At 71.6% G+C, this 13,840-nt stretch carries 9 protein-coding genes and 1 pseudogene; all 10 read right to left on the bottom strand.

All coding sequences use genetic code 11. The features are described from left to right. Positions 1 to 719: 719 nt before the first annotated feature. Positions 720 to 1,988 (bottom strand): tyrosine--tRNA ligase, encoded by a 1,269-nt coding sequence (tyrS, locus tag ACFQRJ_RS11845; protein WP_377019322.1) that lies wholly within the window; start codon positions 1,986 to 1,988, stop codon positions 720 to 722. A gap of 106 nt (positions 1,989 to 2,094) precedes the next feature. After that, positions 2,095 to 3,555 (bottom strand): argininosuccinate lyase, encoded by a 1,461-nt coding sequence (gene argH, locus ACFQRJ_RS11850; RefSeq protein WP_377019323.1) that lies wholly within the window; start codon positions 3,553 to 3,555, stop codon positions 2,095 to 2,097. Next, positions 3,552 to 4,790, bottom strand: coding sequence for an argininosuccinate synthase (locus tag ACFQRJ_RS11855; RefSeq protein WP_377019324.1), 1,239 nt, complete (start codon positions 4,788 to 4,790; stop codon positions 3,552 to 3,554). Before ACFQRJ_RS11855 ends, argH begins: the two co-directional genes overlap by 4 nt. Before the next feature lie 140 nt (positions 4,791 to 4,930). Then, a pseudogene (locus ACFQRJ_RS11860) lies at positions 4,931 to 5,440 on the bottom strand (arginine repressor); the annotation flags it as partial. Beyond that, positions 5,437 to 6,420, bottom strand: coding sequence for an ornithine carbamoyltransferase (argF, locus tag ACFQRJ_RS11865; protein ID WP_377019325.1), 984 nt, complete (start codon positions 6,418 to 6,420; stop codon positions 5,437 to 5,439). The gene argF and the pseudogene ACFQRJ_RS11860, both read right to left, overlap by 4 nt. A gap of 1 nt (position 6,421) precedes the next feature. After that, complete coding sequence (locus ACFQRJ_RS11870; protein WP_377019326.1) at positions 6,422 to 7,714, bottom strand: acetylornithine transaminase; 1,293 nt, start codon at positions 7,712 to 7,714, stop codon at positions 6,422 to 6,424. Continuing rightward, on the bottom strand, positions 7,707 to 8,681 hold the full coding sequence (gene argB / locus ACFQRJ_RS11875) for an acetylglutamate kinase (protein WP_377019327.1): 975 nt from the start codon (positions 8,679 to 8,681) through the stop codon (positions 7,707 to 7,709). Before argB ends, ACFQRJ_RS11870 begins: the two co-directional genes overlap by 8 nt. Continuing rightward, positions 8,678 to 9,847, bottom strand: a complete 1,170-nt coding sequence (gene argJ / locus ACFQRJ_RS11880) for a bifunctional glutamate N-acetyltransferase/amino-acid acetyltransferase ArgJ (protein ID WP_377019328.1) — start codon at positions 9,845 to 9,847, stop codon at positions 8,678 to 8,680. Before argJ ends, argB begins: the two co-directional genes overlap by 4 nt. A 75-nt stretch (positions 9,848 to 9,922) precedes the next feature. Next, a complete protein-coding gene (argC, locus tag ACFQRJ_RS11885) occupies positions 9,923 to 11,053 on the bottom strand; it encodes an N-acetyl-gamma-glutamyl-phosphate reductase (protein ID WP_377019329.1) in 1,131 nt (376 codons plus the stop codon). A gap of 185 nt (positions 11,054 to 11,238) precedes the next feature. Beyond that, a complete protein-coding gene (gene pheT, locus ACFQRJ_RS11890; protein ID WP_377019330.1) occupies positions 11,239 to 13,839 on the bottom strand; it encodes a phenylalanine--tRNA ligase subunit beta in 2,601 nt (866 codons plus the stop codon). Position 13,840: the final 1 nt, after the last annotated feature.

The raw sequence follows: 13,840 nt of genomic DNA on the forward strand, positions 1-13,840 counted from the left end.
ACAAACAACCAGCATATAACTGCTGTATCATCCGTTAAAATTTGCCAATCAAATATTGGCATCAACAAACAGACACGCTATTGAGATATCAAGCAACACGCGCACATCGTCATCTGGCCGCTCAGCGGCTCGACTCGGAGGCTCGGATGCGCCAGGCGGAAAACCGTCCGACGATTCTTTGTCTTCGTCGTCCCGGCGCGAGTCACTACTCTAGCAGATCTTCGCGGCCCGGTCCAACTCCGCTCCGTGTGTCCCGCGTCTCGTTCTGATCGCTGTGCGATCGTCACCCGAGCAGGTCACGGCCGTTCCCCCGACGTTCCGGGAGTCCGGGTCAGCAGCTCCTCCGCGTCCGCTCCGTGCCGCCGGCCCCGTGGGGCTTCCGGCCTTTCGCGTCTGCGTCCTCGCTGCTGACAAGAGAAAACATTACGGGTCCTGCGGGGGGCCGTCAAACCATCCCGTTCAGCCCTCGTTCACCCTTCTCAGCGCCTGTTTGTGCAGGTCAGCATGCATTTCGGTGGCCTCGGAAAGCGCTCGTTCACTCTGATGTGACCTGAGTCTGAGAGGGGGGTCACGAGACCGCGGGACGATTTGACCAGGGCCCGTTCGAGGTGCCACGTGCGCGCCCGTCCGGGCATGCAGAACGCCCCGGGCACTCCGTGTTCGGAGTGCCCGGGGCGTGGTGGAGGTCTGCGTCCTGTGCCCGCGGCCTGTCGTCGTGCTCAGCCGGCGAGGTGCGCCATGGCGGCGTTCTTCCGTCCCCGGCGCAGGAGGAGATAGCGGCCCGGCAGGGCGGACCGGTCCCCGATCTCGCCCCCGAGGTCATCCACGGAGACCCTCTGACCGTTGACCGACAGTCCGCCTTCGTCCGCGGCGCGCCGGGCAGCGCCCTTGGACTGCACGATCCCCGTCGCCACGAAGGCGTCGACCAGCGACGTGGTGGGTGCCAGGTCGGCCCCCGGCAGCTCCCGCGCGATGGAGACGACTGCCGATTCGTCGAGCTCGCGGACGTCCCCGCGCCCGAACAGCACGGAGGCGGCGGCAGTGGCCTGGGCGGTCGCCTGCTCGCCGTGGACCAGCGTGGTCAGGTCATCTGCGAGTGCTCTCTGCGCGGCACGGCGATGGGAGGCCTCCTCGGTCGCGCGCTCCAGCTCGCCGATCTCCTCCTGCGAGCGGAACGTGAAGTACCGCAGGTAGTCGAGCACATCGGCGTCGGCCACATTGAGCCAGAACTGGTGGAACCCGTAGGGGCTGGTCAGCTCCGGGTCCAGCCACACGGCACCGCCCTCGCTCTTGCCGAACTTGGTGCCGTCGGCCTTGGTGACCAGCGGGGTGGTCAGCGCGTGGACCTCCTCGCCCTCCACCTTGTGCACCAGCTCGACGCCGGAGAGCAGATTCCCCCACTGGTCGTTCCCGCCGTACTGGAGGCTCACCCCGTGCCGGCGGTAGAGCTCGAGGTAGTCGATGCCCTGCAGCACCTGGTAGCTGAACTCGGTGTAGCTGATCCCCTCGTCGCTCTGGAGCCGGCGCGAGACGGTCTCCTTGCCGAGCATCGTGCCCATGCGGAAGTGCTTGCCCATGTCCCGCAGGAAGTCGAGCGCGCTCATCTGCCCGATCCAGTCGAGGTTGTTCACCATGGTCACGGCGAACTCCCCCTCCGGGTCGAGGAAGCGGGAGATCTGGCCGCGCAGGGTCTCGACCCAGGTCTCCACGAGCTCGGAATCGTTCAGGACACGCTCCCCGGACATCCGGGGATCGCCGATCAGGCCGGTGGCTCCCCCGACCAGGGCGTAGGGCTTGTGCCCGGCCAGCTGCAGGCGTCGCATGGTGAGCACCTGGGTCAGGTGGCCGACGTGCAGGGAGGCCGCGGTCGGGTCGAAACCGCAATACAGGCTGATCGGTCCGTCCGCCAGAGCGTTGCCGAGCGCCTCGCGCCCGGTGGTCTGCACGACGAGTCCTCGCCAGGCGAGCTCGTCCAGGACGGAATGCATCGATCGTTTCCTCTCTGCAGGGGCACGGTGCGCCGGCCGGTCGGGCGCAGTGTGCCGGGTATCCAGCGCCATTGTCACAGATCGCTGCGACGGGGTGCGCTGCGGTTCATTCGCGCGTGAAGGCCCTCAGCTCCGTGATCGCACGCGCCAGAGCGTCCTCCTGCTCCGCCACCCGCTCGGGTGCGGTCCCGCCCTTGGCATCGCGCGAGGCGATGGAGCCCTGGACCGAGAGCACGGACCGCACGGAGCCGTCCAGGTGCTGGGAGATCGAGGAGAGCTCCTCGTCGGTGAGATCCCACAGCTCCTTGCCCTGGGACTCTGCCACCTTCACGCACTCTCCCGAGATCTCGTGCGCGCTGCGGAAGGGCACTCCGCGGCGCACGAGATGGTCGGCGATGTCGGTGGCCAGGGAGAAGCCCTGCGGGGCGAGGTCGGCCATCCGCTCGGTGTGGAAGACCAGGGTGGCCATCATCCCCGTGAAGGCCGGCAGCACCAGGGTCAGCGAGTCGACCTGGTCGAAGACGGGCTCCTTGTCCTCCTGGAGGTCGCGGTTGTACGCGAGCGGCAGGGCCTTGAGGGTGGTCAGCAGGCCGACGAGATCACCGACGACCCGCCCTGCCTTGCCACGGGCGAGCTCGGCGATGTCCGGGTTCTTCTTCTGCGGCATGATCGAGGAGCCGGTGGAGAAGGAGTCGTCCAGGGTGATGAACGAGAACTCCTTGGTGTTCCACAGGATGACCTCCTCCGCCAGGCGCGAGAGGTCGATGCCGATCATCGCGAGCACGAAGGAGAACTCCGCGGTGAGGTCCCGCGAGGCGGTGCCGTCGATCGAGTTCCATACCGAGTCCTCGAAGCCGAGCTCGCTCGCCACGGCCTGCGGATCGAGGCCGAGGCTGGAGCCGGCGAGCGCACCGGACCCGTACGGCGACTGTGCGGCGCGACGGTCGAGGTCGCGCAGGCGCTCCACGTCACGCATCAGCGGCCACGCATGGGCGAGCAGGTGGTGGCTCAGCAGGACCGGCTGGGCATGCTGGAGATGGGTGCGCCCCGGCATCGGCGCCCCGTGCACCTCGAGCGCACGGGCCAGCAGCACGTCGACGAGGTCGAGCACCTGGTCGCCGACGGCCCGGCCCTGATCGCGGATGAACAGACGGATCAGCGTCGCGATCTGGTCATTGCGGGAACGGCCGGCACGGAGCTTTCCGCCCAGCTCGTCCCCTGCCCGCTCCAGCAGCCCGCGCTCCAGGGCCGTGTGCACGTCCTCGTCCTCCGGTGCCGCGGTGAACTCCCCCGAGGCGACGTCGGCCGCGAGCCGGTCCAGGGCGGCCTGCATCCGGCCGAGCTCGTCGTCGCTCAGGAGTCCGGCGGCGTGCAGCACATTGGCGTGGGCCTTCGAGCCGCGCAGGTCGTACTCGGCCAGGCGCCAGTCGAAGTGCGTGGAGACCGACAGCGCCGACAGCGCGGCGGCGGGGCCGGAGCCGAAGCGGCCGCCCCACAGCGAGGCACGCTCCTGGGCGGCGGTCGGATCGCCCGCCGCGCCGGGGTGCCCGTGCCCGTCGCTGCTCATGCCTGTCCCTCGCCGGGGGCCGAGAGGTCCTCGCCGTGGCCGAAGGCGACGTCGCGGGCCGCGGCCTGCTTGGCCGCCAGCCCGTAGATCTCGATGAAGCCGCGGGCGTTGGACTGGTCGAAGGCGTCGCCCTCGTCGTAGGTGGCGAGGTTGAAGTCGTACAGCCCGCTCTCCGAGCGGCGGCCGGTGACGGTGGCGCGGCCTCCGTGCAGGACCATGCGGATATCGCCGTTGACGTAGCGCTGGGTGTCCTCGATGAACGAGTCCAGAGACTTCTTCAGCGGGGAGAACCACTGGCCGTCGTAGACCAGCTCGGTCCAGCGGTCGCCGACGGTGCGCTTGAATCGTGCCTGCTCGCGCTCGAGGGTGACGCGCTCGAGCTCCTGGTGGGCCTCGATCAGCGCCATGGCGCCGGGCGCCTCGTAGACCTCGCGGGACTTGATGCCCACCAGTCGGTCCTCGACGATGTCGATCCGGCCGATGCCCTGGGCGCCGGCACGGCGGTTGAGCTGCTCGATCGCCTGCAGCGGGGTGACGGGGCGGCCGTCCAGGGCCACCGGCACGCCGCGCTCGAAGGTGATGACGACCTCGTCGGCCACGGGCGGGAAGGCCGGGTCGTCGGTGTAGCTGAAGACGTCCTTGGTGGGCTCGTTCCAGATGTCCTCGAGGAAGCCGGTCTCGATGGCGCGGCCCCACACGTTCTGGTCGATCGAGAACGGGTTGTGCTTGGTGGTCGCGATCGGCAGGCCCTTGCGCTCGGCGTACTGGATCGCCTTGTCGCGGGTCAGCGCCAGGTCGCGCACCGGCGCGATGCACTGCAGCTCCGGCGCGAGGGAGGTGATCGAGACCTCGAAGCGGACCTGGTCGTTGCCCTTGCCGGTGCAGCCATGGGCGACCGTGGAGGCGCCGTACTTCTTGGCGGCCTTGACCAGGTGCTTGGTGATCACGGGGCGGGAGATCGCGGAGACCACGGGGTAGGCGTCCATGTACAGCGCGTTGGCCTTGAGCGCCGGCATGCAGTAGTCGTCGGCGAACTCGTCGCGGGCGTCGGCGACGTAGGCCTCGACGGCGCCGCAGTCCAGGGCGCGCTGGCGGATCACCTCGAGATCCTCACCGCCCTGGCCGACATCCACCGCGCAGGCGATGACGTCGGCGCCGGTGGCGTCGTGGATCCAGCCGATGGCCACGGAGGTGTCGAGGCCGCCGGAGTAGGCGAGGACGATGCGTTCGGTCACGGGAGCTCCTGGTCGAGTTCTGTCGGGTTCTGGGGGCGGTCGCCGGCGGCGGGGCCGGCGACTGGGTCGTGCGCGGGCGGGGGGCGAGGAGGGTCCTCGGGAGCGGGGCTCCCGGCCGGGTCGGCGCTCTCGCGCCGGCCGTCGGCCAGATCGAGCAGCCGGGCGGCGAGACGGTCGCCGCCGGCCGGGTCCCGGGCGACCAGCAGCACGGTGTCGTCCCCGGCGATCGTACCGAGGACGTCGGGCATCACCGATCTGTCCATGGCCGAGGCGAGATACTGCGCACCGCCGGGCGGGGTCCGCACCACCACGAGGTTGCCGCTGGCTTCCGCGGAGACGAGCAGCCCCTCGGCGAGCCGTGGCAGACGCGCCTCGAGCAGTTCGTTCTCCGGGAAGGCGCTGGTCGGCCGGGGGGATCCGCCCTCCGGCGGCAGACGGTAGACAAGGGCCCCCGCCGAGCCGCGCACCTTCTCGGCCTGCAGCTCGACGAGGTCGCGCGAGAGGGTCGCCTGGGTGACCTCGATGCCCTCGGCCGTCAGCAGTTGGGCGAGCTGGGACTGGGAGGAGACCTCCTGGTGGGTCAGCAGCTGGACGATGCGCTGCTGGCGTGAGGTCTTGGTCTGCGCGAGGGCCCGACGGGGATCGCTCATCGTCGCTGCCCCACGGGCCGTGCGTGCGCGGCGCTCGCCTCGTCGGGATGCTCGAGCAGCCAGGTCAGCAGTGCCTTCTGGGCATGCAGGCGGTTCTCCGCCTCGTCCCACACCACCGAGGCCGGCCCATCGAGCACGGAGGCGGTGACCTCCTTGCCGCGGTAGGCGGGCAGGCAGTGCAGGAAGATGCCGCCGGAGAGCTCCATCAGCTCGTCGGTGACCTGGAAGGGGGCGAAGGTGGCGGCGTCCCGTCCGTCCTCTCCCTCCTGGCCCATCGACACCCAGGTGTCGGTGATGACGGCGGTCGCGCCGGTCACGGCCTCGTGAGGGTCCGCGGTCACGGTGACAGCGCCCCCGGTACGCTCGGCGATCTCCCGGGCCCTGGCGAGGATCTCGGGATCGGGTCGATGGGAGGCGGGTGCGGCGATGCGGACGTCCATCCCGGCGGTCACCCCGCCCAGGAGGTAGGAGTGGGCCATATTGTTCGCGCCGTCCCCGAGGTAGGCCAGGGAGCGACCGGCCAGGGCGGCCTCGCCGTCGGCCAGTCCCCCGGTGTGCTGGGCGATGGTCTGCAGGTCCGCGAGGATCTGGCACGGGTGGAACTGGTCGGTGAGAGCGTTGACGACGGGCACGGTGGCGTGGGCCGCCATCTCCTCGAGCCGTTCCTGGCCGAAGGTGCGCCAGACGATGGCGGAGACCTGCCGGGTGAGGACCTCGGTGGTGTCGGCGATGGACTCGCCGCGACCGAGCTGGCTCGATCCGGCCTCGATCACCAGCGGGTTCCCCCCGAGCTCGGCCACGCCGGCGGCGAAGGAGATCCGAGTGCGGGTCGAGGACTTGTCGAACAGGATCGCCACGGTGCGCGGCCCCTCGAGCGGGCGCTTGGCGAAGCGGTCGCCGGCGAGATCGAGAGCGAGAGCGAGGACGTCCTTCTGCTCGGCGGGGCTGAGATCGTCGTCGCGCAGGAAATGGCGGGGCATGTCAGTGCTCTCCTTGCGTGGGGGCGGCGCCGGACGGCGCGGCGGCGGATGTCGCGGCGCCGGGCGCCGCCTGCTCGAGCAGCCCGGGCAGGGCGGCGATGAAGGTGTCCAGATCTGCCGCGGTGATGATCAGCGGTGGGGCGAGGCGAAGGGTGGACTCGTCCGGGGCGTTGACGATGAACCCGGCCTCCAGTGCGGCGGCGGCGACCTCCTTGGCCAGCGGCCGGGCGAGCCCGATCCCGAGCAGCAGTCCTGCGCCGCGCACCTCGGTGATCAGCGGGTGCTGCAGCGCCGCGACCTCGGCCCGGACGTGCTCTCCGGTCTCGCGGACGTGTTCGAGCAGTCCGTCCTCCAGGAGCGTGCCGATGACGGCGAGGCCGGCGGCGGAGGCCAGGGGGTTGCCCCCGAAGGTGGTGCCGTGCTGGCCGGGCTGGAGGAGATCGTGGACCTCCTGGCCGAAGGTGACCATGGCCCCGATCGGGAAGCCACCGCCGAGGCCCTTGGCCAGCGTCATCACATCGGGCTGGAGCCCGTCGACCGCCTGGTGGGCGAACCAGTGGCCGGTGCGGCCCATCCCGGTCTGGACCTCGTCGAGGATCAGCAGGGTTCCGTGCTCGCGGGTGAGCCGGCGCAGCGCCTGCAGGTACGGCACGGACAAAGGACGCACGCCGGCCTCTCCCTGGATGGGCTCGGCGAACACGGCGGCCACGTCACCCGGCGCGAGGGCTGCCGCGAGGGCGTCCTCATCGCCGGCCGGGACGAACTCGACGCCGCCGGGGAGCGGCTCGAACGGAGCGCGGTAGGACTCTTTCGCGGTGAGCGCCAGGGCGCCCATGGTGCGGCCGTGGAAGGAGCTGGTCAGCGCCAGGATCCGGGGCCTGCCGGTGCGACGGGCGAGCTTGAAGGCCGCCTCGTTCGCCTCGGTGCCGGAGTTGGCGAAGAAGACCCCGGAGCCGGCGGGGGCGGCGGCGAGGGTCAGCAGCTTCTCGGCGAGCTCGATCTGCGGCGCGCTGGCGAAGAAGTTCGAGACGTGACCGAGGGTCTGGGCCTGCTTGGTCAGCGCCGCGAGGATCGCCGGGTGGGCGTGACCGAGGGCGTTGACGGCGATCCCGGCCAGCAGGTCGAGGTACTCCGTGCCCTCGGTGTCCCAGACCCGCACGCCCTCGCCACGGGCGAGGATCCGCTGCGGGGAGCCGAAGACGGGCAGCAGCGCCTCACCGTAGCGGGTGGCGAGGTCGCCGGAGGGCTCGCCCGCTCCGGCGGAGTGCGTGGTCGCCTCGGATTGCTCAGACATAGTCGTCCCTCCTGACCATCGTGCCCACACCCTTGGTGGTGAAGACCTCCAGCAGTGCGGCGTGCTCGATCCGGCCGTCGATCATGGCGGCGGTGCGCACGCCGGCGTCGACCGCGCCCAGCAGCGCCTCCGCCTTGGGGATCATCCCCGCGGTCAGGGTCTCCAGCATGCCGCGCAGCTCGGTGGCCGAGATCTCCGGGATCAGGGAGCCGCGGTCGGGCCAGTCACGATAGAGCCCCTCGACGTCGGTGAGCATCACCAGCTTCTCGGCATCCAGGCCCTCGGCGAGCGCGGCGGCGGCGAGGTCGGCGTTGATATTGAGGACCTCGCCGGTGGGCGTGCCGTCGGCGTCGACCTCCGGGGCGATCGAGGAGATGACGGGGATCCGGCCACCGGCGAGCAGGTCACTGATCGCCTCGATGTCGACCCCGCTGACGGCACCGACGTGGCCCAGGTCGACGTCCTCGCCGTCGACGACGGTGCTGCGGCGCTGGGCGGTGAACAGGCGGGCGTCCTCTCCGGACATGCCGACGGCGAAGGGCCCGTGATAGTTGATGAGCCCGACCAGCTGGCGTCCCACCTGGCCGACCAGCACCATCCGCACGACGTCCATGGTGTCGGCGTCGGTCACGCGCAGCCCGCCGCGGAAGGTGGAGTCGATGCCGACGCGATCGAGCATCGTGTTGATCTGCGGCCCGCCGCCGTGGACGACGACGACGTGGATGCCGGCCAGGCGCATGAAGACCATGTCGGCGGCGAAGGCGCGGCGCAGCTCGTCGTCGATCATGGCATTGCCGCCGTACTTGACCACGACGATCTTGCCGCGGAAGCGCTGCATCCACGGCATCGCCTCGATGAGCACCTCGGACTTCTCGCGCGCCACGGTGCGGGCGGCGTCGAGCTGGTCGAGGGGGTTCTTGCCGACGAGCTCGGGCTCGCCGCCTGGATGCTGGCTCGTCCGGTTCATGAGGAGTAGGCGCTGTTCTCTTCGACGTAGTCGTGGGTGAGGTCGTTGGTCCAGATGTCCGCGGCCGCCTCACCGGCGCCGAGGTCCACCTCGATGAGGGTCTCGCGGCTGGTCATGTCGACCTCGGAGCGGTCGCGATGGGCGCCGCCGGCTCGGCATACCTGGACCCCGTTGACCGTGACGGAGAGGTCCGCGACGTCGAAGGGTGCGATGTGCTCGGGGACGCAGCCGGCGGCCGCGACGATCCGGCCCCAGTTGGGGTCGTTGCCGAAGATCGCGGCCTTGACCAGGTTGGAGCGGGCGATCTCCCGTGCCACGGCGAGGGCGGCGTCCTCGGTGCCGGCGGAGCGGACGATGACGTGGACGTCGTGGCTGGCGCCCTCGGCGTCGGCGACCAGCTGTCGTGCCAGGTCGGCGCTGACCGTGCGCACCGCCTCGGTGAGCTCCTCGACGGAGACGCGCACGCCGCTGGCGCCGGAGGCGAGCAGGATGACGGTGTCGTTCGTGGACATGCAGGCGTCGGAGTCGACCCGGTCGAACGTGGTGCGGGTGGCATCCCGCAGCGCGGCGTCGGCGACCTCGGCATCCACGTCGGCATCGGTGGTGAGCACGACGAGCATGGTCGCCAGCTGGGGCGCGAGCATGCCGGCTCCCTTGGCGATGCCTCCGACCACGGCTCCCGAGGGTGTGGTCGTCTCGGCGGTCTTGGGCACCGAGTCGGTGGTCATGATCGCTCGCGCCGCGGCGGCGTCGCTCTGCTCCCCCCGCTCGAGCTGCCCGGCCGCGGCGTCCAGGCCGCCCAGCAGCGGCTGCATCGCCAGCCGCTCGCCGATCAGGCCCGTCGAGCACACCAGCACGTCCTGCGCGGAGACGTCGAGGAGGTCGGCCAGGTGCTCCGCGGTGCGGTGGGTGTCGGCGAAGCCCTCCGGGCCGGTGCACGCATTGGCCCCGCCGGAGTTCAGCACCACGGCGCGGGCGCGACCGTCGGCCACTGCCTGACGGGACCAGAGCACCGGGGCGGCCTGGACCCGGTTGGCGGTGAAGACGGCGGCGGCGGCATCGCGCGGGCCGTCGTTGACCACCAGGGCGAGGTCCGCGGCGCCGGTGGACTTGAGGCCGGCTGCCAGGCCGGCCGCACGGAAGCCGCGGGGGCGGGTGATCGACACGGGATCTCCTCTACAGGGACTCGGAGCGACGGGCACGGAGCAGCGGATCCGGCTCCGCGGTGGCGGGCGAGCGGGTCAGGGGACGAGCGCGGTGCGGGTGAGTCCGGTGGTCTCCGGGAGGCCGAGCGCCAGGTTCAGCGACTGGATCGCGGCGCCGGCGGTGCCCTTGACGAGGTTGTCGATCGCCGCGATCACGGTGGCCTGGCCGCTGCGGCGGTCCGCGGCCGCTCCGATCCGCACCGCGTTCGACCCGGTCACCTGCCCGGTGGTCGGTGCCGAGCCCTCCTCGAGCACGCTGACGAAGGGCTCATCGGCGTAGTCGGCGCGGAGGGCATCGAGCAGGTCGGCGGAGCTCGCCGATCCGGTCAGCGGCGCGGTGAGCACGGCGAGGATGCCGCGGCTCATCGGCACCAGCACGGGCGTGAAGGTCAGCCGTGCGCCGTCCTGCCCGGTGGCTCGCCGGAGATTCTGGAGGACCTCGGGGATGTGCCGGTGGCTGCCGCCGATCCCGTACGGGGCTGCCGAGCCGGAGGCCTCGCCGAACAGCAGATGCTGCTTGGGGGTGCGGCCGGCGCCGGTGTACCCGACGGGGAGCACCGCGCTGAGGGCGCCCGGCTCGATCAGGCCGGCCCGCACCAGCGGGACCGCGGCGAAGGTGACGGCAGTGGCGTTGCACCCCGGGACCGCGATCTCGCGCGCGCCGGCCAGCTGGTCGCGCTGCCGGGTGCCGTCGGCCAGCGGCAGCTCGGGCATGCCGTAGCTCCAGGTGCCCGAGTGCGCGCTGCCGTAGTACTCGGACCAGTCCTCGGCGCTCTCGAGCCGGTGGTCGGCACCGAGATCGACGACCAGCACATTCGGGTCCTCCGCGCGCAGCTGGGCGGCGAGCTCGCCGGACTGCCCGTGCGGGAGCGCCAGGACTACGACGTCGTGACCATGCAGCACCTCTGCCGTCGTCTCCTCGAGCACAGGGTCGCGGCCCAGGTCGATGTGCGGGGCGACCTCGCTCAGCCGCTTCCCGGCGCTGCTGTGCGCGGTGACGGTGGCGACCTCGAGCCCGGGGTGGGAGGCGAGCAGGCGCAGTGCCTCGCCGCCGGCGTACCCGGAGGCACCGACCACGGCGACACGCGGCCGACCGCCGCGATCCGGCGACAGGGCGGCGTCCGAGGCGAGGGCTGGGGTGGCCGAAGGATCCGGGACCGACATCATGCCGGAAGTATATACAGACGAATGCATGATCAGCCAGTCGGCGCCGGTGAGCGGGCAGCAGTCCGGGCCCTCGCACACCGGAAGGCCCCGGTCTCCGGATCATCTCCGGTACCGGGGCCTTCCCTGTCATGGCTCGGCGAGCTCGCTCGGGGCCTCGTGCCGGCAGGCCTCCGAGAGCGGCGGGCTCACGCCCTGAGCACTCCCCCGACCGCGTTCTCCACGGCGGTGATGCAGCGCTGACGCGCCTGCCCGATCTGCTCGGCGGTCAGGGTGCCTTCCGCCGATCGCAGCCGGACCGCGAAGGCGAGGGACTTCTTGCCGTGGCCGATCTGCTCACCGGTGAAGACGTCGAAGAGGCGGACCCGTTCGGCGAGGTCGCCCATGCCGACCACGATCGCGGCCTCGACGGCGCTGGCGGGGACGTTCTCGTCGACCACGAAGGCGAAGTCCTCCTTGGCCGGGGGGAACGTCGGGACCGGGGCCGCCCGCACGACGGCCGGGGCGGAGGCGATCACGGCCTCCAGATCCAGCTCGAAGGCGCTGGTGCGGGCCGGGAGCCCGAACTCCGTGACCACCGCCGGGTGCAGCTCACCCGCGTAGCCGACCACCGCGGACTCCCCGTCGGCCGTGGTCACACGCAGCTGCCCCGCCCGTCCGGGGTGGAAGGGCGCACGCTCGACCTGGCGCACCTCGAGCTCGCCTCCGACGGCGGCGGCGACCCGGCGGGCCAGGTCGAAGGCATCGCCCCATCCCCACGGCGCGGGATCCCCCTGCCACGAGCCGGGCCCGGAGGCGCCGCCGACGACGGCGGCCAGCGCACGGGTCTGGGCGGGCAGGGCACCGAGGATCTCCTCGAGCTCCGCGTCGGTGGGTCGCTGCGCAGGTGCCGGAACCGGGGAGCGGACCCCCTCCCCGCGGGAGCGGGAGACGGTGCCGAGCTGGAAGATCGCCACGGAGTCCTCGCCGCGGCCGAGATTGCGGCGAGCCACCGGCAGCAGGGTCTGCAGCAGCTCGGAACGCATCAGCGGCTCGTCCTCGGCCAGCGGGTTCAGCAGCCGCACGGCGCCGCGGCGCTCGTCGTCGGCCCCGTAGCGCAGCTGGTCGAAGACCTCTTCGCCGACGAACGGCGAGGAGGCGACCTCGGTGAGACCGGCCTCGACCAGCGCCCGGTTGGCGCTGCGACGGGCGCGCTGGGCGACGGTGAGCCCGCGACCTCCGGGCGCCGTCGGCAGGACGGAGGGGATCTTCTCGTAGCCGACGAGCCGCGCCACCTCCTCGACCAGATCCTCCTTGAGGGTGAGGTCGCCGCGCCAGCTGGGCGGCCTCACACCGAAGGCGCCCTGGGCGCCGTCCTCGACGGTGCAGCCGATCATCTCCAGCGTGCCGCGCACCTGCTGCGGGGTGTACGGGATCCCGACGACGCGCTCGGGATGATCCACGGGCATGCTGATCTGGACCGGTTCGCCGACGCCGCCCACATCCGTGAGGCGGTCGCTGATCCGTCCGCCGCCGAAGCGGGTGATGAGTTCGGCGGCGCGGCGTGCGGCCACCACAGGCAGGTGCGGATCCACACCGCGCTCGAAGCGTTTGGAGGCTTCCGAGGGCAGGCGGTGCCGGCGCGCGGAGCGCGCCACCGTGACCGGCTGGAACGTCGCCGCCTCGAGCACGATGCTGCTCGTGCCCTCACCGACCTCGGTGTCGGCACCGCCCATCACCCCGGCGATCCCGAGCACGCGCTCGCCCTCGCCGCCTTCGCTGTCGGTGATCAGGAGGTCCTCGCCATCGAGCGTCCGCGTGACGTCATCGAGAGTGGTGAGCTGCTCCCCGGCCCGAGCGCGGCGGACCACGATCGGGGCGACGACCTTCTCGGCGTCGTAGGCGTGCAGCGGCTGGCCGAGGTCGAGCATCACGTAGTTGGTGACGTCCACGATCAGGGAGATCGGGCGCATGCCCGCCTGGGTGAGCCGGCGCGCCATCCAGCGCGGGGTCTGCGCCGTGGGATCCACGCCGCTGACCTCGAGCGCGACGAACCGGGAGCAGCCCTGGCCGCCGCGGATCGGGGCGTCGTCGCGCAACTGCACCGCGGGCCCCTCCCCGGCGGGCTCGGGCACCTCGACGGTGGCGGCCGGGTCGGTGAACGCGGCGCCGGTGGCGTGGGAGTACTCGCGGGCCACGCCCCGCATCGAGAAGCAGTAGCCGCGGTCCGGGGTCACGTTGATCTCGACGACCTCGTCGGCCAGGCCCAGCAGGGAGATCGCGTCGTCCCCGGGCTCGGCGCTCAGCCCCTCGGCGTGGCCGCGGCCCAGGACGATGATGCCGTCCTCCCCCGCGGGGTCCGGGCCGAGACCCAGCTCCTCGCCGGAGCAGATCATGCCGTCGGAGGTGTGGCCGTAGGTGCGCCGGGCGGCGATGGCGAAGTCCCCGGGCAGCACGGTGCCGGGCAGCGAGACGATGACGAGGTCACCCGCGACGAAGTTGTGGGCGCCGCAGACGATGCCGCGGCTGGGCCGTTCCTCGCCGGGCTGCGGATCCTTCGGGTCGTCGGCGGCCTCATTGTGCTCAGGCCCGACGTCCACCCGCACCCAGTTGATGGTCTTGCCGTTCTTCTGCGGCTCGCCGACGAGCTCGAGCACACGGCCGACGACCAGCGGGCCGGTCACCTGGGCGCCGTGGATCGCCTCCTCCTCGAGGCCGACGCGGGAGAGGTCGGTGGCCACCTGCAGCGCCGAGGCGTCCTCGGGCAGGGTGACGTGCTCGGCGAGCCAGGTCAGGGGAATGCGAGGCATC

Source organism: Brachybacterium sp. GCM10030252 (assembly GCF_042666535.1).
Lineage (GTDB): Bacteria > Actinomycetota > Actinomycetes > Actinomycetales > Dermabacteraceae > Brachybacterium.

Excerpts from the sequence above, each read along its gene's own strand:
- tyrS (WP_377019322.1), bottom strand. The coding sequence starts at position 1,988 with ATGCATTCCGTCCTGGACGAGCTCGCCTGGCGAGGACTCGTCGTGCAG.
- argH (WP_377019323.1), bottom strand. The coding sequence starts at position 3,555 with ATGAGCAGCGACGGGCACGGGCACCCCGGCGCGGCGGGCGATCCGACC.
- argF (WP_377019325.1), bottom strand. The coding sequence starts at position 6,420 with ATGCCCCGCCATTTCCTGCGCGACGACGATCTCAGCCCCGCCGAGCAG.
- ACFQRJ_RS11870 (WP_377019326.1), bottom strand. The coding sequence starts at position 7,714 with ATGTCTGAGCAATCCGAGGCGACCACGCACTCCGCCGGAGCGGGCGAG.
- argB (WP_377019327.1), bottom strand. The coding sequence starts at position 8,681 with ATGAACCGGACGAGCCAGCATCCAGGCGGCGAGCCCGAGCTCGTCGGC.
- argC (WP_377019329.1), bottom strand. The coding sequence starts at position 11,053 with ATGATGTCGGTCCCGGATCCTTCGGCCACCCCAGCCCTCGCCTCGGAC.
- pheT (WP_377019330.1), bottom strand. The coding sequence starts at position 13,839 with ATGCCTCGCATTCCCCTGACCTGGCTCGCCGAGCACGTCACCCTGCCC.